The sequence below is a fragment of the Ralstonia flaminis genome, from assembly GCF_958415495.1.
In the GTDB taxonomy this organism is placed as follows: Bacteria; Pseudomonadota; Gammaproteobacteria; order Burkholderiales; family Burkholderiaceae; genus Ralstonia; species Ralstonia flaminis.
Window position 1 is genome coordinate 1 of sequence record NZ_CATZLL010000009.1, and the last position, 23,509, is coordinate 23,509.

Annotated in this window: 14 protein-coding genes; 2 read left to right on the plus strand and 12 right to left on the minus strand. The window is 57.0% G+C overall.

Annotated features, from left to right (window positions below; translation table 11 throughout):
• The first annotated feature begins 230 nt into the window (after window positions 1-230).
• Window positions 231-584, plus strand: coding sequence for a hypothetical protein (locus tag R2N11_RS14815; protein ID WP_316681553.1), 354 nt, complete (start codon window positions 231-233; stop codon window positions 582-584).
• 90 nt (window positions 585-674) lie between these two features.
• Window positions 675-2,357, plus strand: a complete 1,683-nt coding sequence (locus tag R2N11_RS14820; protein WP_316681554.1) for a hypothetical protein — start codon at window positions 675-677, stop codon at window positions 2,355-2,357.
• On the opposite strand, the gene R2N11_RS14825 is transcribed toward R2N11_RS14820, so the two are convergent.
• From R2N11_RS14825 to R2N11_RS14880, 12 genes are all read right to left on the minus strand, one after another.
• Window positions 2,316-3,389, minus strand: a complete 1,074-nt coding sequence (locus R2N11_RS14825) for a TniQ family protein (protein WP_316681555.1) — start codon at window positions 3,387-3,389, stop codon at window positions 2,316-2,318. The two genes, R2N11_RS14820 and R2N11_RS14825, sit on opposite strands and share 42 nt — an antisense overlap.
• On the minus strand, window positions 3,386-4,291 hold the full coding sequence (locus tag R2N11_RS14830; protein WP_316681556.1) for a TniB family NTP-binding protein: 906 nt from the start codon (window positions 4,289-4,291) through the stop codon (window positions 3,386-3,388). Before R2N11_RS14830 ends, R2N11_RS14825 begins: the two co-directional genes overlap by 4 nt.
• On the minus strand, window positions 4,284-6,206 hold the full coding sequence (locus tag R2N11_RS14835) for a Mu transposase C-terminal domain-containing protein (protein WP_316681557.1): 1,923 nt from the start codon (window positions 6,204-6,206) through the stop codon (window positions 4,284-4,286). The genes R2N11_RS14830 and R2N11_RS14835 overlap by 8 nt, the downstream gene beginning before the upstream one ends.
• A gap of 2 nt (window positions 6,207-6,208) precedes the next feature.
• On the minus strand, window positions 6,209-6,856 hold the full coding sequence (locus R2N11_RS14840; RefSeq protein ID WP_316681558.1) for a TnsA endonuclease N-terminal domain-containing protein: 648 nt from the start codon (window positions 6,854-6,856) through the stop codon (window positions 6,209-6,211).
• Between the two features lie 216 nt (window positions 6,857-7,072).
• Window positions 7,073-7,831 carry a lysozyme inhibitor LprI family protein gene (locus R2N11_RS14845; RefSeq protein ID WP_316681559.1) on the minus strand — a complete coding sequence of 253 codons (759 nt, stop codon included), beginning with the start codon at window positions 7,829-7,831 and terminating at the stop codon, window positions 7,073-7,075.
• Window positions 7,832-8,127: 296 nt separating this feature from the next.
• Complete coding sequence (locus R2N11_RS14850) at window positions 8,128-9,183, minus strand: hypothetical protein (RefSeq protein WP_316681560.1); 1,056 nt, start codon at window positions 9,181-9,183, stop codon at window positions 8,128-8,130.
• Window positions 9,184-9,200: 17 nt separating this feature from the next.
• The gene (locus R2N11_RS14855; protein ID WP_316681561.1) at window positions 9,201-9,851 is read right to left on the minus strand and encodes a hypothetical protein; all 651 of its coding nucleotides are present in this window, start codon (window positions 9,849-9,851) and stop codon (window positions 9,201-9,203) included.
• 271 nt (window positions 9,852-10,122) lie between these two features.
• Entirely contained in the window at window positions 10,123-10,872 is a 750-nt protein-coding gene (locus R2N11_RS14860) for a DUF3592 domain-containing protein (protein WP_316681562.1), read from the minus strand.
• Between the two features lie 66 nt (window positions 10,873-10,938).
• The gene (locus R2N11_RS14865) at window positions 10,939-12,387 is read right to left on the minus strand and encodes a TolC family protein (protein WP_430715447.1); all 1,449 of its coding nucleotides are present in this window, start codon (window positions 12,385-12,387) and stop codon (window positions 10,939-10,941) included.
• On the minus strand, window positions 12,377-13,720 hold the full coding sequence (locus tag R2N11_RS14870; RefSeq protein WP_316681564.1) for an HlyD family type I secretion periplasmic adaptor subunit: 1,344 nt from the start codon (window positions 13,718-13,720) through the stop codon (window positions 12,377-12,379). Before R2N11_RS14870 ends, R2N11_RS14865 begins: the two co-directional genes overlap by 11 nt.
• Window positions 13,717-15,888: a type I secretion system permease/ATPase gene (locus R2N11_RS14875; protein ID WP_316681565.1), complete on the minus strand. Its 2,172-nt coding sequence runs from the start codon at window positions 15,886-15,888 to the stop codon at window positions 13,717-13,719. Before R2N11_RS14875 ends, R2N11_RS14870 begins: the two co-directional genes overlap by 4 nt.
• A 324-nt stretch (window positions 15,889-16,212) precedes the next feature.
• Window positions 16,213-23,478: a beta strand repeat-containing protein gene (locus R2N11_RS14880; protein WP_316681566.1), complete on the minus strand. Its 7,266-nt coding sequence runs from the start codon at window positions 23,476-23,478 to the stop codon at window positions 16,213-16,215.
• Window positions 23,479-23,509 lie beyond the last annotated feature (31 nt).

The window sequence follows — 23,509 nt, forward strand, 5'->3', positions numbered from 1 at the left end:
GCGCGCTCTCTTCGATAGTGTCCACGTGTCCACCTAGAACTAGATGGACACGATGCTCCTTGCTACGCGGGTCCCCTTCAAGACGGGTTCACCGGGTGCTTACAATGAACTGCCCTTCGTGAGAGGGGTACAGCGGATTAATTTACCGCCGTTTCATTCGCATTAGTGAGTAATGCCAAGTCTCTTCGGGGCTCGCGCGCCAGCGCTCACCGACTTCGAACAACTGACTTATGAATACACTGTTTGCCAAAACATTTGGTGGCCTCTCTCGTCCCTACTACTTCCGGCACTTTCTATTCGGGCTGATCTTCCCCGCATTCTTATTCTTCTTTGCTAGCAACGCTGGAAAGCCGATTCCCTACCAGCTCATCCTATTTTCCCTAGTCAGCACCGCGCTCTATCCATATGCCCGGTTCGTGTACGAAGGCGTGATGAACTTCATCCTCGGCAACAACGTCTTCTTCGTGAACGCAGTCGTGATGCTGTTTGCCAAGTTCAGCACGATGCTGATTTGCTGGGCTTTCGCGATCTTTATTGCGCCGATCGGACTGGTGTATCTGTACTTCCGTCATAGCCGGGCGTAAGCAACAACCAGAAAGTCGTCATCGGCGCTCGGCCGCGGCCAGACCGATCCCCGTTGCCTGGCGATGGTTTGACGATCAGATCAGGATCACATGTTCCGCATAAACGCGTTTCCAAAAAGGGAAGGCCGTTGGCGCGTGGATTGGTTCGGCCCCATCGCCTTCCCCGATCGCATGGTGCGACGGCGCCATCCGTCCGTTCTGGTTTCCTTGTCCAAGGACAAGTGCCCTGAAGGCAGCAGTCGCTTATCGCTTCTCTCGCTCCGCGAAACCGAAAGGCAGCAGACTCGATGCTGGGTTTCGGTCGGAACCACAATGCTCCTGCGTATCGGCGACGTGTGGCGCGAACAGGGCTTGGAATCCCGTGCCGCTGACGAAGAACTGCATTGCGAGAATCTGGAGATCAGCCAGAACACCAGTGAGCTAGTAAAGGCTGGATCGAGCTTTGAGGATGGCAGCTTTATGCTGCCGCTCCAGGAGCATGTTGGGCACCGCGAGAATACGCATTCCTATTGTGTTCGAGTCACGTTGCCAGACGGGAAGCTCCTTGTCGTGCCCTGCATGGAGTTGATCCGTTTCTACTTCGGCTCGTCCAGCGAACTCCTCAACAGGCTGTTCCATCCCCAACTCGATAGAGGGCATCTTTACACGGGGGCGCCGGCAATAGATCGGCACAACCGGATGACGCTCCAACTTGCCGACCGCATTCCGCGCGCAAGCGCCGAGGATGTTGCAAGAATCGCCGGCAGTCGGCTGGCATGGCGCGCGGCCAAAATGATTGGTGCCTCCTGCGTACGAGCCGCCCAGGCTCGCCAAGAGATTTATCCGCAGACCCTATTTCCGTTCGAAGGAACGACAACACTGCGAGCCGCCGGGAAGTGGCTGTCGCGAGGCAATGATCCCAAAGGAACGTTCCTCGTCTATCAACTGCTGAGCTGCTCGCACCCGTTCCCCTTCAAGTCACTGCGGTTTCATGTGACGGGTGGCAAAAAAGCTCGCACTACCAGCATGGCGCCCGATGCTCCGCCGCAGGAAGCGCCGCCCACAGCCCGGAAAACCAAGGAGCCCGCCCAGATCAGTCTGGAGGAGCACGACCCTTCGTCGCAGCTCGCTCCGGCTACGATGCCCGTGCGCGGCAATCGGCGATTCACCGACCTGGAAAACAAATACGTCTTCGCTGACCGAACCATAGCCGGAAAAAAACCCCGCGCCAGCGCCGCGCCCGGTGAACCAATCAGTGAGCATGCGATTGGCGAGCCCGGCTCCACAAAACGCATTCGAGAAGCACAGATCGTCGAAGGCGACGACGAAGTTCCCGACCCACCGGCATTCTTGGGTCACGCAGTCAAAGCACTATCCACGCTGCATAACGCTTCCGTGCGAGTGCTAACGGCGAGCCGTGACGACGGGTGGTCCATTCCTATGCCACTGATCGCGGACGAAGATGGGGTACTGAACGAGCACCTGTTGGTTCCTGAAGACGAGCACCGGCTCAAGCGTGTAGCCGCCTTCGCGGTCTCGTCGAAGGACGCATCCACGTTGTTCATGGTTCACGAAGCCAGTCCACCCATATCGTTTGCAGTCCCGCTGGAGAACACGAGTGACGAAGCGATACAACGCGCGATCCAGGCAGCGACGGGGGCATTCATCTCCGTGCAGAACGGTACCGCCTATCACGTAGTGGCTTTGGAGCACACACTGGCAAACACTCCCGACGAGCTGCGGTCCTGGCTCTCAATGCAGCTCAACCACGCGGCCATCGCGTACCTGCAGTGATAAGGCACGCATCTCTGCTGATGCTCCGACTGGTGAATCACGACGCGTCGGCAAACCTGCCTCGCATCGGTACTGCTTCAGGATGTCTTTGATGAACTGATGATGCAGAGGCGCAATGGGCTTGGGCGGTATCGAGTGCGCTTCAGAATCGTGCTGAAGAAGCCAGAGCGACCATAGCAATACCGCGTGCCGAGTGAGTACAGGCTGTAGTTCCAGCGCCGGCTTTCTAGCCAGTTCAATCTCCAGCTCTGGGTAGCCGAAGCGACAAGCCAGGCAATCACACAGGCGCGGCTTGACCTTGCCCGATAGCAAGGTCACTGCCATAGCGTGCAGACGCTCCATCAGGTTTGGTAGATACGGCATGCACGAGACTTGGAGATTATGCGTCAGCCGCTGTAGCTGAGGCAGCAGACCACTTCCCCGATCATCGATTCGCGTCGCATCCGCATGCCGGAGATCGCAATCGCAGTTGTGGCAATGGCAGATGCCATCGCTCTCAGTACGACGTAAGTCCGTATCTACCCTCTGAATGAACAAGCAGGCCCCGCAGTTCGGGCACCGATCGAGTAGCAAACAGTGGTGCCGTTCGCAGAAGGTCAGCAGCGCGACGCGCCAATGGAGACGAAAGTAAGGTACCGGATCGTCCCTCAGACAATACGGGCAAAACTGGAGGCCTGGACCGAGTCGAGCATTCCGTGGCAGCTTGACGGAGATCACCCACGGCAGACAGCCCGCGGTGTGGAACTGGGGGTACAGCATTCCTTCATAAGCGCGCAGCGTGGTCTGACGAACGACTTCCAGGCGTGTCCCCGTGTGGAAAGCCAGGGATGCCAGAAGCCACTCTGGGCTGAACCGATCTACATCCACCGTCATCACCCGGGTCTTCGCTCCAAGCGCGAGATTGCAGAACGACTTCGCTCTCATTCCATGGCCATGTGCCAACCGCACGATCCAGCTCGACAACAGTTCATCAGGCATAGGCTTGTATCGAACTGGCCAGAGCGGCGTCTTGGCACATGACCACGTTTTCACGGCCTTCGCCTGTACGTTTTGCGCTTGGAGGGTGGCACCCAGTCCAACGCTTCGAGCTGCTTTTCGGTAATCACTTCGTCGCCAGAACGGATGGCATCAACAGCCGCCGTTTTCACGAGATCGAAGATGTCACCGAGAGTGGATTCGCTCTTCATATAGATCGCCTGCATCATCTCGGGATAATGCAGCCCCGATGGCTTGCGCAGCGGCGTCCGACGCTCTAGCGTCTTCAGCAACGTCCCTAGCTGCCGGCCAGGAGTCCAACTGGGCATCTCGATCGGGACGAATCGGCTCGACATCTGCGGATCGGCATTGAACGCGTTGTATGCCTCTTCGATCCCTGAGGCGACGATACTGACCTTCGCCTCATTGCTGAGGCTCTTGATCGCGTTGCGAAACTCGCGTTGCTTGGTCAGGCCGCCGGCAATCAGATGGTGGATTTCATCGATGATGAGGATGCGCACATCCATCTCACCAAAGAGACGCTTGACCTGCGAGTACTTTTCATAGACTGGGGCCGTCGGTTTATATGGCGTCATCAGACTATCCATGATCCGACTGTAGAAGTCGGACAGGTCGGGCTTGGGTGGTGCGTCGACCATCACCACCGGACACCGGGTCACCTCATGCTCAGGGTCCAAGTCTGGAAGGTGCTCATTGCGGAACCGCTCAAGAATGGATGTCTTGCCGCTATATGACGGACCCACAATCAGGTAGCTCGGCATCCGCGTTACCTTTGGATAGTCGAGCAGGTCCTCCAGCTTCTGAAGCGTGGTCGTCGCATGGTCAAGCTGTAACCACGTGCCTTCCTGAATCTTCCGAATCCGATCCTTGGTTGGCAGGTCCAGATACTCCTGTGCTTTTGGGCTGAGGTGGTCGTACTCAGCTGTCGTGCTATTCATCGTCGCTCAGTGCCTGAATGTCGTCTGGGTCGTACCCACGGACTGCTGGCGCAAGTCTGGACGGCTCGATCTTCGAGGCCCGTGGCAAGTCCTTGGATTTCTGCGCGCGAGCTTTTTCCTGCTGCTTGCGTTGCTGTTCAGCACGACGCGCCGCCTTGGTCTGTGCCGCGGCGGCCTCTTCGAGTTCGCGCTGCCGCGCGATCAGCGCAAACAAATCCCGCTCGCTGTATTCCTTCATGCCTGCGGCCTTCGCCGCATTGTTGGCTGCACGTATCTCCCAGATGCTTGCCGGCGGCAAGCTCGAATCTCGGTAGGGAATCGCCTGATAACGTTTGAGATCGGTATCGAAGAAGTACAACACGCTCATGTCACGCGGGTCATAGCGAAACCGGAACTGCTTACCTTTCCTCGGATTGTCAGGATCGCGTTCCCCAATCCACGGTCGCAAGACATCGTGGAAGTAGTGGATGTTGTCGTTGACAACCCCATCACCTCGGATCGTTCGCTCCTCAAAAGGCATGAAGTCGATGCGGACCTTCTCGGGATCGGTGACTAGCGGCGGGATTCCACGGCCCATCTTTCCCCTTGTGCCAAGAATGCCTTCGGTCCATTTGGTCAGTGGCGTCGTGCCAATGCCAGCGTGAACGTCTCGGTGATATCGAGCAAACATCAGGACAAGCCATTTCTCCAGCTCGTCGATGGTCATGCAGGCATTACCCTCAGCGTCGTACTCTCCTTTCTGCTGAGGATTCGCGAAGGTTGCCCCTTTGAGCTCTTTCAGTTCCTCCGATACGGTGCCCATGAGCCGCTCGATATGTGCACCATAGCGAGGCTGCTTGACTGGCCGGAGGTGAATGTCGATGTGGTACTCCCGCGCAGCGACGGCCAGCATCTTGCCTCTGAACTCCTTGGCATTGTCCATATGGAGAACGTCGATGGGGCCGCGGAAAGGCCACTCAATATCGCCGCATCCCAGCCGCGCCATCCATTCGCCCTTGTCCAACATGGCGTGCGAGATGCACATGCCCGCGGACATCGCTGAAGGTGGATCCAGAGACAAGTACATGCCCAAACAGGCGCGGCTGAACACATCGATTGCCAAGGTGATCCAGGCCCGGCCGATCGACTTGCGGTGCGTCTCGTCCACGATGATGACGGGCAGCAAAGTGTGATCGACCTGAACCATGGCAAGCGGCCATTCGGCGTCAGGAATGGATCCCTTGTTCACGCTGAATCGTTGCTCGGCAGCGCGGCGCCCCTCCCGACGCTTAAGCGCTTCTTGCTCATCCAACCAACTTAGATGCCGGTGGATCGTCGACACGGCCGGAAGAGGCTCAAGTTCCGCGACATAGCACAGGCGGCGAATTTCCCTGGCAGCCTTCGCTACTGACGGCTTTTGCATGGTCAGATAGTGCTCTTGAACGTAGTTGTCCAAGATCAGCTTCACTTCCGGCGCGAGGCGACTGCGCCCGCGGCCACCGCCCTTGCGCGTCGGTATCAGCGAAGACAGCTGTTCAGACCCAAGGTAGGTCCGCAGCCAGTTATAGAGCGTCGGGACACTCACGTCTGCGTTGGCTGCCACGGCGACGTAGTCCGCTTTTTTTCGATTCCGCCGGAGAGCAAGCAGAGGACTAATGATGTCTAGGCGGCTTTGCGCGACTTCCCAGTCGTCATCCGATACGTCTTCGAGGTCGATCTGGCCCTGTGGCTCGGGTGAGCCATCACTGCCTCTGAACGGAGGCTTGAGCGACCCTATGTTCAAAATGACAATCTGTCCCGACGCCTCCTCGCGTGCGAGAACCTGGTCCAAGGCGGCGTAGCGGAGAATTGTGTATGCACGCCCATCGTGACTGTAGCTGCTGCCCTTCTTAATCGGCAGAAGAGTCGGCGTCTTTCCTAACGGCTTGCTTGCCATGGCTAGCTCGGTAGAAATAGCTGCGTGCTATCCGTCAACGGAATCTGTAGATCCGCTTGGATTTCGCCGTGAGCAACAAGATGCCAAAGCACGGGAATCAGCCCGGCGCGCAACTCTAAGGTGTCCGCCAAACTGCCAAGTAGCGTCTCGGGGGTCGTTGGACTATCCAGCCGGCGCATCGCAGCAAGCAAGCGCTCCACTGCGACCGGGTCCGCGGGCGTATGGCGATACCGATGCAGAAACTTCAGGTTTTGAACGTGCTGTGTCCTGATGTCGATCTCTGTCCGGGTAACGAAAACCCAGCCTCGTTCTTCGGCAAAGACAGTTGCCGCTGCAAACTTCTCGCGATAGGTCTCAGCGTGCCGATCCAGGTATTCCCGCTTCTTGATTTCCACCAGTTCCGGCGACCGCCGATTGCCCGACGGAGAACAGTGGTAGGTCACTAGCAGATCTGGAACATAAACTCGGCCGCGAGACAGCGGAATTTTGACCGGCTGACATGCGTACGATTCCACTTGAGGATCTGAGTCGAGCAGGAGCATGTACTCCTTCTCCAGAATCGACTCGAATTCGATGACCTCATCCGCCAACGGGGAGGGGTGGCGTCCAGTGACAAAGAGGTAGTTCTTGGGGATCCGGCGCACCGGCATAAAGCGCTCCACAAAGCACACATCCGTGGATTCTTGCTTTCCCCACCCAGACTTGTCGACCCTCCATCACGAGGGGGCTCAGCGTTGCGAGCGTGTTTCAGTCTAGGTCGGCCCGGAACACTTATGTAGTGCACACAGCGCCAGGCCGTTACGGGCGCGAGCCACCAGTCTGTCCGCACTGGCGCCAGGAGAGCGACTGCGCCTATCTGTTCGCCGCTACTGGCGGTAGTCCTTGCTGGCGGACATGTCGTACGTGGTGACTAAGCTTTCCAGCTCGGCCACTCGCGCGGACGATAACCTGCTCTCGCAAGCGGCGACTGCAATAGCTGGTTGGTCGCCCCTACTCGGGTTGCTATTGCGAACAACAAGCTCCTCGACATGACACGACTGGCGACGAAAGTTCAGCCATGCGCGTTGTGCTGCCGCGAAGCTTTCGGCTGCGTGCAACGGCGGGCGATTGGGGTATGAGTGACCGTATGCCTTGTCGACCTTCCTCGGGCCCATGAGAACTTGCGAATAGACAGCGCCCAACTTTTGCTCAGTTACCAAATTTTCTCGGTCAGCACATGCCGCGACATCGGCCGAAGTAACAGGATTGCCGCAATCGGTACTTGCATGAGCGACGCCACCGCATGCTAGTAGCGAAGCAGTCAGTAACAAGGGAGCTCTGGTCATCGTCGGCGTAGTCTGAGGTCTCAGTTCCGCCGAGTGGCTACGGCCGCTGCTTTCTCGATGTCTCTCCGGACAATGTGGCTCACTGCGACGGCTCCTGCAAGCGCAATGCTGGCGAGCCAAACGTAGTACCCGAAGCGCACTTCGTATGGGAATTCGCCCGAGTCTCCCACTGCAATTGTCTTTCCGGCAAGGAACGTGAGAGCCACCGCTATCGCAACAGCAGCAGTGGTAAAAGCAGCATAAAAATGACCCTTCCGAAGTGCAATCCACGAACTCCATAGTATTGGATTCGCCAACCATGAAAAGTGACCGGCGAAGAGTCCAATAGGCCCAAGCAATAGAGCTGCCCAGCCGTAATAAACTCCGGCTTCGGCATAACCTATTGCGGGATGATATGCGGGCGTAGCCAAGCAAACGATGTATAGGATTCCGCTAAGCATTGCGAGCGCACGTTCAACCTTCCGCTGCCTTACCTTCATAAGTTCCACACACTCTCTATCGGTGTCGATGACCGCTCTTGGCCGAAAGCGGTCGGGTAGGGCCATCGAGTACCCCGGGGCCTGGAGGACCAATTTCACTCCAAAAGTGACCGGGCCCTACTGCGCTTGTTCACGTAGGGTGCGAAGCTGCTCTACTCGCCGGGTTGTTAGGTAGCTGGTAAGGGAATCAGGGTCTATATGCGGGGGCCTTTGGGTCCCAATGAAGTGAATCCATGCATCCCTGTACTGCAGCCAGGCGCGCTGCGCTTCAACGACATCGGCCCTCGTGATCGTCGTATATCCGATCCTGTCTGGAGAGTCCGCTTGCATTCCCTTGATCGACATGACGTCGTGCAACGCCTGGCTCATCTGCCGGTTCAGGTCTTTGACTTTAGCTCCGTCGCCCCGCTGTAGCCCACCGACCTCAACCTTTCCAAGAAGACTCATAAAAGCGTCGTATTCATCGGCGCTAGCTTGAATAGCAAGGGCAGCACGGGCCGTCCCTGTCATGTCGGTCTCGCTATCGCCGCGCCGCTGAGCAAACGCTGATAACGCCGTCTGCAACTGCTCGAATGCGCTTAGCTCTCGCCTATTCAACTTATGCGCGAAATGCGCGAGGACTTTGGTTCGCTTCTGAGTGCGCTGTCGGTCTTCAATATGCGTGCAATAGCCGGCCATGAACCCACTTGTGGCGTCGTCGCAAATATCGAACTCTGACCCGACGTCTTTGCCATCCATCATGGAAAGGTGGACAACCCGCGACTGCTCCTCTGCAGGCGCCCCACCGAGAAGGCAGGCAAGACGTACTGCAGTCGCTGAACTTCTTTTTACGCCGAAGCCATTTGCATACAGCATCATCAACACGCCTACGTCGTCTTGAGCGAAGGCGCAGGCTCTCACCTGAGCCCAGTCAGCTTCGGTACGATAAGGACGATGTTTTGTGTCGTAGTACAGGTCGTCCGGGACGCAGGCAGTAGCAGACTGTCGCTGTGTAACGGAAGGAAGGTCCGAGGCCGGCGGAACAGCGCCCTCCGCTGCCATGCAAGCTCGATACCATGCGGACTGTTTGTCGACCATGTCTTCCGTCATGGCTTCCGTGTTGGGGTAGCTAGTTGCGGCAATCGCCGCTTTCCAGACATACAGCAGTATTGGAAATAGGAGCCGTGATTTCATCGTTGATGCGCTTAGGATTAATGACTCACCAAGTGAGTTTGTTGCCTGCAACGCAGCAGTCCCGTCACATAGGCCGGCACGAGTATGAGGACAAGGAGTGTTCCCAGGTGGGTCGCTATCGAACTCCACGTTGGCGCACCTACATAATTCTGGTCCATCCAGAAGAAATAGAACTGGAACAGCACGGCCGGCAGCGCACTGAACAAGGCCCATCTGATCGGCGCATTGCAGAAAGCAATGCCTAGTGCAATCCCGATCAGGATCGCCGCCACCATGTCGGTCGATGAGTGAAACAAACTGAAGACGTATCGCAAGTCATCATCTCGCCTTTGTGTCAGCAGCAGGCTGATCGCACCCGCTGCAAGCGGCCACAGCAGGAGAACTTTCGATGCGAAAGAGAGTTGGGCCGGCTTCGTGCCGACGATCCATTTCTTGAAGCGCTCAAGACTCCCGTACTCGTCCTCATCCTTGTCGTGATAACCGAAGTATGGAAGGAAAAACACGATCACGATTCTCAGTGCCAGCCCCAATCCTAGGCCGAACCACCCAACAAGCAGGATCGAATACCAAGACCCAAGCGATATATCGTTTGGGTAGGTCTTTGCGTCAATCTGACACGCGTCGTACCAAGCAGCAACTCTCAGGACGAGGGATGCGGCAACGAACATCCAGAAGCTCACCTCAAGCCGCCGGCCCCAGCCCAACACGAGTGGCGGGAGCATGAACGGGCTGAGGTAACACAGACAGAGCAGGAGAAACCCAAAGGCCGCCAACACGTATCCTCTCCATGGTTTGGGGCGAAGAGCCGGTCAGGACGCATAGTCCATGCGGCCACGTCCCTGAATTAGTTTCAGCATCGGGAAATTTGGCCGCTTGCGCTGCAGGAGCATGCAGGAATGTCAGTTCCTGGCCGATAGCCGGCATCAAATCCGGAGCGTCCTATGTAGTCTGATTTTTACTCATCCTGAACTCTCGCAGCCCCATCACGGCTAGCAGCACGCCCAACAACAAGAAAGAAGCTGCCACAGTGATGCCCTCCCACCTCCAAGCGGGATCGGGCCGATCCAGAGCAGAATGACTGGGGTCGCTCGGATCGTAGTAGACAACGCTGCGCGAACCATTCGGTCTATCATCCGCGGCATCCTCAGCCTGCTCGCGAGTCTCATACCATGCTTGAGCGGAGCCACTGGCGAGATCTGTGCTGCGCGCGACGTGACGCTCCTGATTGACGGTATAGCTGTAGTCCCATACTGGCGCCCAGCGCATTGAATTTCCACGTGATTCCTCAACATGCGAATGGACAATGACGGCGTCTGTTTTGGGCCATGTTTGTTCGGCCTGCGCCAATTGATAGGCGTATACCGCCTCGTAAGCCAGATGCTCGCTTGCCCAAAGTAAGGTTGCTGCTGCGAGGGCGCAGCTGATTGCCGACACAATTCGCTTGTCGCTGCGTGTCACAGGATCATCCTCTTCACCCCGACCAAATAGAGGGCTGTCCGACGATCCGTTTCCCTCTCGTAGCGAGCGGGGAGATGGTGTGGCTATTTCCCGGGGTAAAACTAAAGCAACAACGAACACAATCGCCATGGTCACTGAGGCCCATCGCCAATCGATGCCGATAACGATGAGGATACCTAGCAAGACCAGTGATGCCACAGCTAGCTGTATCGCAAACGGCAATCTGTTCATTCAATTTGACCCGCGTCCGATTGGTGCATACCGCGAGCTGTTGGTACGCACGTTACTCGAGCTTACCTACTCGATGCTCGCCCGTCCCAGTACACCTGCAGTCGCCATCAAGCGCAGGCGTGCTGAGCGCCATTCCGAGACGCACCTAACACGCTCCTGCAGCGCATCCGACAGCGCGGATTGAGTCGACAGCAGTTCTAGGATGTCTGCCGCTCCTCGCGCATATCGCCGCTCCGATGACATAAGCGCCGCTCGCGCGGACTTCAGCAGCGTGTCCGATGCCTCCAGATTGCTGAGTGCCGACACCGCATCCGCGTGCGTCTTAATCACATCCGACAGGATCTGGTGCTCGGTATCCTCGTACTGCGCCGCGCTTTGCTCCGCCTGCGCAGCAGCACCTTGGACCTTGTACGTCCGCGCAAAGCCCTCAAACAACGGGATCGTCAGCGTGACACCGACTGTCGTGACCGTCGATCGCGTCCCTTGCAGCCCCTGATTCGGGTAGCCGTTCTGGTACACGTTGCCGGTCAAGTCGATGGTTGGCAGACCTTCATCGCGAACCTGGCGCACTTTGGCCCGCGCAGCATCCAGTTGAGCTCTTGCCGCCGCGATGGCCGGATGTCGCGTCATGGCTTCATCCAGCCAGCCCTGGAGATCACCTACCACCTCGGTGGATGCTCCATCGGGCATCTCAGCCAGTTGAACACGGGCGCCCGGTTTCAGCCCAACCGCGTAGACCAGCACGGCGACGGCCTTGTTGTCGTCCGCACGAACCCGCTGTTCGGCAAGCTGCGCCTTGGCCAGCGCTGTACGCGCCTGTAGTGTGTCGCCCTGGCCAGCGGCACCTCTCTTCTCTCGCCGTTCGGTTGCGTCCACCGTGTCTTGCGCCAGCTTGGTCGCTTCCGCCCTCGCCGAGACTGCGGCATGCGACGTCAACACATCGAAATAGGCGCCGACTACGCTGGCGAGCGTCTTCTGCAACGCGGCATCGTGAGCTGTCATGGCAGCGACCAGCAATGCGTTGGCTGCCTCACGATTTGCTGCCCGGGTACCGAAATCGAAGATGCGCCAGTTCAATCCGGCGTATAGGGTATGCCCATCCGTTGAGTTGTTGGCCTCCGGATGCCCGGGAAACTCATTGCGCGTATGCAACTGCGACAGCGTCGATGTCATTGTCGGCAAGTAGGCGGCTCGCGCCTCGCCGACTGCGCCCGCCTGAATCTTGATCGCCGCCCATGCCGCCTTGATCTGCGGGTTGTTGCACAGCGCTAGATCAACCGTTTCACTCAGCGTGAGCGGATGGTCCACCGCCGCGCCTAATGGACACCCGATGGGCTGTCCATCGCCTGGCAGTACTGCTCCACGATCCAGTACCGGAGGGCGCGCGTAGAGCGGGTCGTCAAGACGTGCCGGCCAACTCCATGCCGATGCCGCACTTCCGTACAACAACGCGAACCCGCAGGCGACTCCGTACAACAGCGCTTTGGTTGCGCGTTCTCCCACCTTACCGCTCATGCAAGCTTTCCTGTCCATGCTGGATCAGCGGCGAGAGCACATACTCGATCACGCGCCGCGTTCCAGTCTTGATATCCACCGTCGCGCTCATACCAGGAGTCAGCGCGACTTGCCTGCCATCGACGTCCAGTGTGTTCTTGTCGAGTGCGACCTTGACTGAGTAGATCAGGCCCTTCTTTTCATCCTCGATCGCGTCACGCGATACGTGAGTGACGTGCGCTGGCACCGTGCCGTACTTGGTGTATTCAAACGTGTCGATCTTGACCTGGGCTTCCTGCCCTTCCTGGACAAAGCCGACGTCCTTGTTCTCCATGAAGGCCTCGACCTCCACCACACTCTGCTGCGGCACGATCTGCATCAGCGGTTGCGCGGCCGGCACGACGCCACCAACCGTGTGAACGGTCAACTGCTGCACAGTGCCATCCACGGGCGCCACCAGTTTGAGCAGTTCGCTGTGCACGCTTGCACGCTTGGCATCCTCGGAAGACTGCCCCAGCACCTTCTTGGCGTCGTTCAGAGTGTCCTGCGCAACACGGCGGGTCTCTGCCGTCAGTGCGGCCTTCTGGTTGCGGGCGTCGACGAGTTGGCCCTCAAGATCCACGCGCGCCTGTTCCTTTTCTAGATAGGCGTGGCGCGAAACATCGTGACTGCCAGCGAGGTCGGCGTAATCCCGCGCCCGTTGGGCTGCCAACGGGAGTGCCTCCCCATAGCGGCGAATCTCACCGTCCAGCCGTGTGAGCTTGGCCGTGTAGTCGCGCCATTGGTCTTGCAGGTATTGCTGCGCCTCGCGCCAGCGTTCGATGGGTACCTCGTCCACCGGTGGCAAGACCGGAGCCCTTGCGCGGTCAATGGCGTCCAGCAGCGCACGGGAACGTGCAGCCTGCAGACGTGCCAGTTGCGCATCGCCGACGGCCTTGTCGCGTTCGCTGTCGCTCGCGCGGGCGTCGAGTTCGACCAGCAGGTCGCCGGCTTTCACCGCCTGCCCCTCCTGGACGTGGAGGGCATGCACGCTGGCGATTTCCACCGAGGCGATCGTCTTGGTCCGCCCCGACGGCACGATCTTGCCCTGCGCGTTCACGATGATGTCGATCTTGCCCACGATAGACCACACCAGCAGCACCAGGATCAGCAGCATCAGCACCCGAGCCACCCAGCGTCCAACCGGCGAGACGGGTTGTGCCTGCAGCGAGAGCGCCGAGGGCAAGAACTCCGCTTCATGCGGCATGAACTTCGGCATCGTGATGGCATGACGATGCTGCCAAGCGTGGCGGAAGGCGGCACCGTAGCGCCGCCACAGATCGCCCCACGCTTGTGTGCGATGGCGCAGGCTCATACCGTACCTCCCTGCTGGAGGTTGTAGAGGTGGGTATAGATGCCCTGCGGGTTCTTGAGCAGTTCCGCGTGGCTACCCAATTCGGCGATCTGGCCGCGCTCCATCACGATAATGCGATTGGCTTCGCGCACAGCTGACAGGCGGTGCGCAATGATCAACACGGTGCGCCCTTGGCAAATGCGGCGCATGTTGTCCTGAATGATCTTCTCTGACTCGTAGTCCAGCGCACTGGTCGCCTCGTCGAAGATCAGGATTCGAGGGTTGGTGATCAACGCGCGTGCGATGGCGATACGTTGGCGCTGCCCGCCAGACAGGCCCGTACCGTGCTCGCCGACGACGGTGTCGTAGCCTTCCGGCAGCTCGCAGATGAAGTCATGCGCACCAGCCAGCTTCGCCGCTTCGATGATCACCTCCAGCGGAGCGGCCGGATTGGTCAATGCAATGTTGTCGCGAATCGAGCGGCTGAAGAGGGTGTTTTCCTGCAGCACCACGCCAATCTGCTGGCGCAGCGAAGCGGTATCGATGATGGCGATATCCTGGCCATCGATCAGGACCCGGCCACGTTCTGGCACATACAGGCGCTGCACGAGCTTGGTCAGCGTGCTCTTGCCCGAGCCGGATCGACCGACGATGCCGATCACCTCGCCAGGCGCGATCGCCAGGGAGATCCCGCGAATCACGTCCGGCGCGTCTGGCCGGTAACGAAACGCCACCTGATCAAAGCCGATGGCGCCGGCGAGCTTAGGCAGACGCGACTTCTGGCCGACGACTTCGGTACGAGCGTTCAGGATGTCGCCCAGGCGGCTCATCGAGATGCCGACCTGCTGGAAGTCGTTCCAGAGCTGTGCGAGACGCAGAATCGGTGATGAAACCTGACCAGCGAGCATGTTGAACGCCACCAGTTCGCCCACTGACATCTTGTGGTCGATAACGAGACTTGCGCCCCACCACATGATGCCGGCCGTCACCAGTTTGCTGACAAGGGTCACGCCACCGCTAGCGATCGTCACCACGTTGGTGACGGCAAGGCCTGCCGTCACATAGGCGGCGAGTTGCTGATCCCACTTCTGGGTCCAGCGAGGCTCCACTGCCATCGCCTTGACGGTATCGATGCCACTGATGGTCTCGACCAGGAAGGACTGATTCTCGGAGTTCCGGTTGAACTTGACATTCAGTCGCGCGCGGATGATGGGCGTGAAGATGGCCGACAGCGCGATGTACAGCGGAATCGAGATCACCACGATCAGCGTGAGCCAGGCGCTGTACCACAGCATCACCGCCAGGAAGATGAAGGAGAACAGCAGATCCAGCACGACCGTCATGGCATTGCCGGTCAGGAAGCTGCGGATGTTCTCCAACTCTCGCACGCGAGCTACTGAGTCGCCGACGCGGCGCGCCTGGAAGTAGGCCAGCGGCAAACTCAACAGATGACGAAACAGGCGCGCGCCCAGCTCGACGTCGATCTTGCTACTGGTATGGGCAAACACCCAGGTGCGGATGCTGGTGAGCGTGACTTCAAAGCAGATCGCGCAGATCAAGCCGATGGCAATCACGTTCAACGTCTTCATGGCGTGATTGACCAACACCTTGTCCATCACCACCTGGAAGAACATGGGTGTGACGAGACCAATGATCTGCAGCGTGAGCGAGACCAGAAGAACCTCGCCGAGCAGCTTGCGGTATTTGACGACCGCCGGCACGAACCAGGTGAAATCGAACTTGGCCATGTCACCGGCAAAGCTGGCCTTACTGGTGCACAGGATCAGCTCGCCGCTCCATGTGGCAAGAAAGTCCTGGAGCGCGAGGACGCTGGGAGGAGTGCCTGGGCGTTGGATCAGCACACGCGGAGAGTCTCCTGCCGCGTCGTACTTGCCAATGATGAAGTACTGGCCTGCTTGGTCGATTCCAATCGCGGGCAGCGGCGCACGGTCAAGTCGATCAGCAGACTGCCTGACCAGCTTGGCGCTCAGGCCCAGTTGCTTGGCCGCGAGCAGCAGAGTTTGCGTATCGAATCGACGATGTCCAAACTCGTGGCGTAGTTGAGCCTCGTCCGCCGCAACGCCGTGCAGACTGGCCATGATCAGGACACACGCCAGCGCCGTGTCGATGTCAGGGGACGCACCGCCATCCTGAGTTGCGGATGCGGGGTGAATAGAGGTTTGAGTCATGTACGTCTCACCCGAACGCAAGCGAATGGCTTGGCGCGTATATCGGGTCAAAAATCGGAGCGAAGGCGATGACAGGCCAGCCGACCTGTGCAGCGAAGCCTGGCCGGTCGACCATCAAGGGAAACGAGATGCGTAGCGGCACAGAGCCAGCCCGCTACGCGTAGATCACAAACCTCCCCAGCAAGCTGCTTGCAACCGAACTCGCCGGTTGCAGCGCTTCATGTATTTTTTCCTTTGCAACGACATCCTGCGTCAGCAACGGAATAAACCATAGGGTGGAATGCTCGACCACCCCACGAAGGAGCGGCCGAGCATTTTCACCACTTAGCGCCAGCTAGCAGCAATGACGGGCATCAGGTTGTCCTGCTGCGGTTGCGGCAGCGTCGTCTGCCCCACTGCGGGCGGTGCAAACTGCGCCATCGCCTGCACGAGCGAGTTCACCTGGCTGTCGATCAACTGGTGCCCGTCACCTGCAACCAAGGTCGCATGCGTTGCACCATTGAACCAGTCGGTCAATCGCAGGTTTGACGACGTCCCATCCACGGTAACCAGCAGGTCGTTGCCATCCTGAGCAAACCAGAGTTGGTCGTCCTGCACCGTCGATGCGAAGTTGACCGTGTCCTGCCCACCATAGTTGGTGAGCGTGACCTGACCAGCACCAAGATGGATCGTGTTGACGCCATTCCCGGTTTGCACCGTGTCCGTCCCGTTGCCGACACGAATGTCGTTGGTGCCGGCGGCTACTGCGATGGCGTTGTTGCCATCGCCAACCTGGATCGCATTGGTACTGCCGTCAGCGCTACCCACACCGATGGTGTTGTTGCCGTTGCCAGCCTGGATGGTGTTGTTGCCCGTGCCCATCCAGATGTTGCTGTTGCCGTCACCAGTCGTCAAAGTATTGCTGCCATTGCCCGCATTGACTACGTCGTTGCCACGGCCCAGGGTAATCTGGTTGTTGCCGTTGCCAACGTACACCGCGCTATCACCGTCCCAGGCATGGATGTTGTTGGAACCGCTCCCGAGGTTGACTGTGTAGACACCGTTGTTGAGCCACAAGGTGTTGTCGCCATTGCCACCGTACAGATGGTCAGTGCCACTGCCAACGTTGATGTAGTTGGCACCATCCGCCACCGTCACCACATTTGTGCCATCGCCAACATATATGCGGTTGTTGCCGGTTCCTTGGCCTACGTAGACGGTATTGGAACCACCATAGAGAGTGACACTATTGTTGCCCGTGCCCAATCCAACGGTGTTGTTGCCGCTGCCAAATGCAATGTCATTGTTTCCATTGCCAACGTAGGCAGCGTTGTTGCCATTCCCACCGCGGATGATATTGGCTCCCGCGCCAGCATTGACAACATTCGAACCACCGCCCAGACGAATCTGGTTAGTGCCGTCACCAACGGAAACGCTGCTTGCTCCGTTGCCAGTGGTCACAACATTGTTTCCGCTACCTAACCCAATGGTGTCGTCTCCGTCGCCGACGGTGATCTGATTGTTGCCGTTACCACCCCAAATCGTGTCTTTGCCGTTGCCGCCATTGATGGTATTTGCTCCATCTCCAACCGTCACAGTATTTGAGCCACCACCAAACTGGATCGTGTTGTTCGCTGCCCCATGACCCGCGTACAGCGTGTTGTCGCCATTGCCGACATTGATCCAATTGCGCCCAGTGCCCACCCCTAGAATGTTGTTGCCATCCCCCAACCACACCGCGTTTTGACCGTCGCCCAGATAGATCGCGTTATTGCCGTTACCAGCACCCTGGCTCTGCGTGGAGGTAATGTAGTTACCGCCATTTCCGAGGTTGACGGTGTTGTTGCCTGCACCTAGATCAACTTCATCGTCTCCATCTTGGCCATATACGGTGTTGTTGCCATCACCAAGTACAGCGGTGTCCCAAGACCCCGCAACAGCATTCATAGCAAACGTGTCGTTGCCCTGACCACCACGCAGAGTAACGTTGTTGTATGCAGCATCTGCCTGCAGCACATTCACACCGACGGTGGCACCAACCACTGTCTGATCATCGGCAGTTGCAGCAATGGTATGAACGACATTGCCGTGGCCATCGTCTGTGTAACTACCATGGCCGTCTGCTGGCGAGTCACTGGTGCCGCTCATCGAGCCATCGGCGTTGCGGACATCAGTCCCACTTGAACCATCTGATTTGCTCCAGGTGCGTTGGAACGAGCCGTCCGGTTGAGCAACAGTATCCGTGGTTGTGGTGATACCCGTAGCATCGGTCTGCGATGTCTTGGTTTCGACGGAACCATCCGCGTTGAAGACATCAGAACCCGTTACGCCATCGGAATGCGTCCACTGGTCGCTCAACTTGAGACCGGTGAGGTCGTAGGTGGTCTGCAGCCAATTTCCGGAGCCATCAACGTTGGCTACCGCATAGCTAACCTGGTTGCCACTCGCGTCGTAGATGAGCGTCGTGACGCCCCCCTGAGCAGTGCTGGTGTAGGCGCTCGATGTTCCATTGGTGAATTGAGCTGTGCCGGAGCCAGTGCCGTCCGCGTTGTGGACATCAGTGCCACGCGAACCGTCCGTCTTAGTCCAAGTTCGCACATACGAACTATCCACCTGAGTGATGGTTGAGGTGGACTCGGTGACGCCTTGAGCCAGATGGTAGGTGGCCGTGGAATTTACGATGCCGGTTGACTGAATCGAATCGAATCCGCTGCCGCCTTGCCCATCCTGCCATTGATCACTGACCAGCGTCCCGCTTGCATCGTAGTTACGCGCGATATAACCGCCATTGGCATCATTGGTAACGAGAGTATGGGACCCGTCTACGTAGTTGATCGTCTCAGTACCCTCACCGGTGGCGAGATTAAAGTCTGCCGTAACCGTAGCACCGTCCTGCGTCACCCAAGAGGAGTGGGCAATCTGGTTGGACGGATTGCCGTCGGAACCATAGCGATAGCTCGTTGAGATACTGTCCCCGAACTGATCTACGGCTACCGTCTGAAAGCCCGTGATCGGAGCGTACGGACCGGAGGAAATTACGGAAGCGGAGTTTGCGCTACCGTTCTGATCATGCAGCACGCTGGAGTTGGTCTGACTGATCTCAGCTATCGAGCCATCCGGATTGCGGTAAACAGTAGGCGCGCCCTGCACTGCTGTGAACGAATAGCCTGCAGCATTCGTCCCCGTTCGCGTGATAACCGCACCTGCGCGGAAAGGATCTCCTGTGAGAGGAGTGTACGTATAGGTTCCGCTGTTCCCGTGACCATCCGACCATGTGTCGGAAACGATCACACCGTTAAGTGTCGTGAACTTTCTGAATCCGCCACCTGCGTACGTGTCCGTCTCTTGATAGGTGTTACTGGCGTAGTTGACGGCACCAGCCAAGCTGGACACCCGCGCGGGAGAGTAGCCCCAAGCTTGCCCCATATACTGCACGGTCCCCGTACCGTCGTCGTAGACGATGAGACCGTTTTGCGTCTGGATCTCAAATCCACCGCCAATCGGTATGATCTGCCCAAACCGAGATGCGGGTGAGGAAAACGCTCCCTGGGCTGAAGGGATATCGTAAGTCCTTGAAGTCGATGTAACAGTCAGGCCGTTCAGCACCGATTCGTTAGTGCCAGCCCATTGACGATTGAAGTAGCTACCGTCAACCAATCTTTCATCGTTGGAAACCGATCCGCCCGCAACACTAAACCCCTGTACCTCTTGAATGCCGCCTGCACCCTGGGTGGTCTGGACGGCTCCCGTCGGGGAGGGATAGCTACCACCGTACCCACCTCCGTAGTCTCCACCATATCCCCCGCCGTAGCCACCACCATAACCCCCATCGCTCCCGGTAGTCTGGTCCTCGCGAATGGTGTATAGCAACGTATGAGCGCCGTTATAGACGTTGACGTAAGTGGACCCCGACTTATCGGAAGACGCGATCGCAAACACGCCATCTTTCTGAAAATTGGCAGCCACGTCGCTTTGTGCGCTCGTGAAGTTATCGCGGCCTGACGTACCATCCGCATGCCGCCAGGTATCGTAAAGCAGCTGCCCCGTGGGGGAATAGTAGTTCGTTACGGTATTGCCACTGGCATCCGCCGTGGTCTCGCTGTGACTACCGTCACGGTTGTACACCAAGCTATCACTCGAACCATCTGCGGAGAACGTGCTGCTGCCATGCGTTCCATCCACATTGGACCAGGAGCTACCCGTCAACGTACCGGCGCTGTTGAATTGCTGCGCCGTAGTGTTGCCAGATGCGTCCGTCGTCGTTGCGCTATGGCTGCCATCCATCGCATAGCTAATGCCGGTCCACACTCCGTTGTTCAACTGATCGCTTCCATGGGAGCCATTTGCGGACTGCCAAACATCAGAAGTCTTGTTACCTGCCGAGTCGTACTGGGTAGTGGACGTGTCTCCCAGGCCGTCGTTCGTTTGAACAGTCTTGCTCCCATTCGCAGCGATCGTCGTAGCCTGGGTCACATTGCCATTGCTATCGAATGTATCGCTGCCGGATGTACCGTCAGACTTGATCCAAGCATCTCCCGTAAGCACACCGGATGACGAATAGTATTTGGTAACCTTGTTACCCTGGCCGTCATCGGTGTATGCACTGGTGGTGCCATCCGCATTTGTGGATGAGCCGCTGCTCGACCCATCGGCATTGAACGTGGTTGCTCCCGATCCGCCATTTGCGTCGGCCCACGAGCCCGAAATAAGCGCGCCAGCAGCGCCATAGGTGTATTTCGTGACACTCCCACTACCGTCTCTAAAACGGTATTGAACGTTGCCGTTGGCAGACGTGGTAACTCCGTGTCCAGATCCATTCAGATTGAAGGTATCGAACCCAATCTTCAGTCCACTGGAATTGAAGATCTCATCACCGTAAGTACCATCTGACTTGCTCCACCAATCCGTCGCAATCACATTGGCTGCAGTGTAGTCGCGCTCGATTCTGTTGCCGGTGCCATCATCTGTGTACGTAGCGTAACTACCGTCTGCATTTTTTGCGATGCCCGAGCTTGCCCCATTTACCCCAAAAGTATCCGACCCAAAGGAACCGTTAGAATCCACCCATGTATCACCAGTGGCTTTTCCCGTCGCATCAAACGAGTTTTGCGTTTGATTTCCCCTGCCATCGTTCGTATAGGTGAAATAACTTCCGTCGCCATTGTATTGAATTCCGTTCCGGGAGCCATCGGCATTGAATATATCCGTCCCGTGGCTACCATCCGATTTTTTCCAATCCTGGCCTGTTTCCACACCTGCCGCATTGGTATAAATTGTATATTTCGCACCATCCGCAGCAGTAATTACTGGCGTATTTGGATTGTAAGGACTTGTCCATGTGCTGCCGTTAGACAGTTGCCCCGAAAAATCATTCTCCGGGGAACGGCTATTTGCGACGTGGTCGGTTTTATTCAAATAACCGGCTGCACTGAACTGAAATAGCAGAGAATCACCGTTTGCGTCGTTATAGCAAACCGTATAAGTACCATCAGGATTGACGATTTTTCCGAAATTAGTGCCATCAAGGCTGACAACGCCGCCGGCTAGCGCCAGTTGCTCACCCGAGCTAACACCGTCAGACCCATATGCATTAACGGTAACTGTACCGTTAATTGAGTAGGCATACGTCGTGTAGCTACCGTTGCTGTAGTACTCTGTTACTCCATGGGTACCGTCCGAGTGCCACCAATCCTGGGTGGTTTTGGTACCTTGAGCATCATAGTTATCGACAGTAATGCTCCCCATCATATCGAGGGTCACAGTACTCGTAGTGCCGTCGACATGAACAAATGTTCCATTTCCGGCACCATTGCTGGTGAAGCTGCTACTACCGCTACTGCCGTCACTAAGCTGCCATTGATCAGATTCAAGTGTTCCGTCGCTGCGATAGTGGTCACGTGTCAAATCCAGTGACCCGACGGTTGTGACGAAGTTGCCCGGCGAGAGCTGGAAGCTGGCAGCTGCACCGGTCGGCGACTGGTAAAGAGTAAACGAATCGGAGCTTCCATCCGCATTGGTAGTCGTGCCCGAGATTGCACCGCTGGCATTAAAAGTGTCGCTACCGTAACTGCCGTCAGCGGCACTCCATTCATCGCGAGTAAGACGGCCTTGAGCATCACGGTATTGCGTAACGCTCACCCCCTGCCCAACGTTTAGCGTGGTGGCCGTGTTGTTGCTCGTATCGTAATTTACCCCGGACCCCTGCCAAAGATTTTGCGACAGTTGACTACCTTGAGCGGTATACCCCGTTGTAGTGCCGTGATCGTTTGCATCATCAGTGCGTATCTGGTAAGTGCCGTCCGGGTTCGTTTGAGTCTCGTAAAGACTATTTCTGCCATTGAAGACTCCCACGCCCGAAACATTGGTTAAACCATTTTCGATCTCGGTGTGCGTACCAGAAGAACCATCAGAATGCACCCAGCTTGCGCTGATTAGATTTCCATTCTTGGTGTAGTAATTGATGGTTGTATTACCTTGACCATCATCGAGGTAGGTAGCGTAACCACCGTTCGCGTAGGTCACTCGGCCAGAAGACGAATGATCTACGTTATAGTTGTCTATCCCGATACGGCCATTTGTTTGCCATTGATCAGAGATACTACCATCCGCATTCTCGACCAATGTCCCTGCAATACTGCCACCTGAGATTGTTCCAATGTTGCCATCCACTATGACAGACACATTGGACGCCCCGCGTCCGTCCGCAGATGCAACTGCACTTCCTGAGCCTGGATCGCTCGAGGTTGAGACTTCCAAAGGCTGAGCACTTCCTGGAACAATTATTCGGCCTGTCTTTGGATCTGTTTGAAAATATTTCATAGCTGAGGTTAGATTTCCCAGCATATGTCCAACACCTTTAATGCCAATGAATGTTAGCAACCCGGTAAAAGGCAGGCCTCCTATAGTGGCTGCCCAAGCCCCCAAGCCTGCGCTCGTCGCACCAAAATCACTTGGGATAATAGTTGGCTTGTGATCCAGATAGACTGCGTGTTGTAGAGTGCTGTACCAAAATGTTGCGACCTCTCCGTCAAGATACGTGGAGATCGTTTGCTTGCCTGAGGCGGCATAATCAAAAAGTACATTTCTTACATCACTTCCTCTTTGCTTGGCTAGATTTTCCAAATAAGAGGATGACACCGGCAAAGAATCATAGACAAAGGCATTGCAAGTATTAGCAAGAGCGAATGTTTGAGCCTCCGCACCTCCGAGACTATGACCAACAGCTGTTAGATCATACCCTTCATATGGACCACCCGGCCCCATAAGATCATTTTTACGGAGATTCGCAAAATCCACTACTGGATCAACAACAGCGCTTCCATTGTTTCCAAGATCGCTTATCCAATCATCCAAGAAAAAGCTACCATCGTCGCGATGAAAAGTACTCCCCTTGAATGCAAAAACTATTTGTTTCGTATCGTTATTCACGAAGATACGAAAAGCGCCGCCATTTTCAATTTGGGGACCACCAGTCGAATCAGCTGTGTACCCATAACGTTGAACCTCCATCCAGGTGCCGGGTAATTTTGCAAAAACCTTCCCGTACTTATCCGTGGAATATGCATCCTGAGTAAGCTCCGCAGCGAGTTGAGCGTCAATAGAAACCGTCACCGATAACCCCCATGTATATTAATTTATTTAT

What these genes read in the sequence shown, in the direction of transcription:
- R2N11_RS14815 (WP_316681553.1), top strand. Translation starts at nt 231, where the DNA reads ATGAATACACTGTTTGCCAAAACATTTGGTGGCCTCTCTCGTCCCTAC.
- R2N11_RS14820 (WP_316681554.1), top strand. Translation starts at nt 675, where the DNA reads ATGTTCCGCATAAACGCGTTTCCAAAAAGGGAAGGCCGTTGGCGCGTG.
- R2N11_RS14830 (WP_316681556.1), bottom strand. Translation starts at nt 4,291, where the DNA reads ATGAATAGCACGACAGCTGAGTACGACCACCTCAGCCCAAAAGCACAG.
- R2N11_RS14835 (WP_316681557.1), bottom strand. Translation starts at nt 6,206, where the DNA reads ATGGCAAGCAAGCCGTTAGGAAAGACGCCGACTCTTCTGCCGATTAAG.
- R2N11_RS14840 (WP_316681558.1), bottom strand. Translation starts at nt 6,856, where the DNA reads ATGCCGGTGCGCCGGATCCCCAAGAACTACCTCTTTGTCACTGGACGC.
- R2N11_RS14845 (WP_316681559.1), bottom strand. Translation starts at nt 7,831, where the DNA reads ATGGTTGGCGAATCCAATACTATGGAGTTCGTGGATTGCACTTCGGAA.
- R2N11_RS14850 (WP_316681560.1), bottom strand. Translation starts at nt 9,183, where the DNA reads ATGAAATCACGGCTCCTATTTCCAATACTGCTGTATGTCTGGAAAGCG.
- R2N11_RS14855 (WP_316681561.1), bottom strand. Translation starts at nt 9,851, where the DNA reads ATGTTCGTTGCCGCATCCCTCGTCCTGAGAGTTGCTGCTTGGTACGAC.
- R2N11_RS14860 (WP_316681562.1), bottom strand. Translation starts at nt 10,872, where the DNA reads ATGAACAGATTGCCGTTTGCGATACAGCTAGCTGTGGCATCACTGGTC.
- R2N11_RS14865 (WP_430715447.1), bottom strand. Translation starts at nt 12,387, where the DNA reads ATGAGCGGTAAGGTGGGAGAACGCGCAACCAAAGCGCTGTTGTACGGA.
- R2N11_RS14870 (WP_316681564.1), bottom strand. Translation starts at nt 13,720, where the DNA reads ATGAGCCTGCGCCATCGCACACAAGCGTGGGGCGATCTGTGGCGGCGC.
- R2N11_RS14875 (WP_316681565.1), bottom strand. Translation starts at nt 15,888, where the DNA reads ATGACTCAAACCTCTATTCACCCCGCATCCGCAACTCAGGATGGCGGT.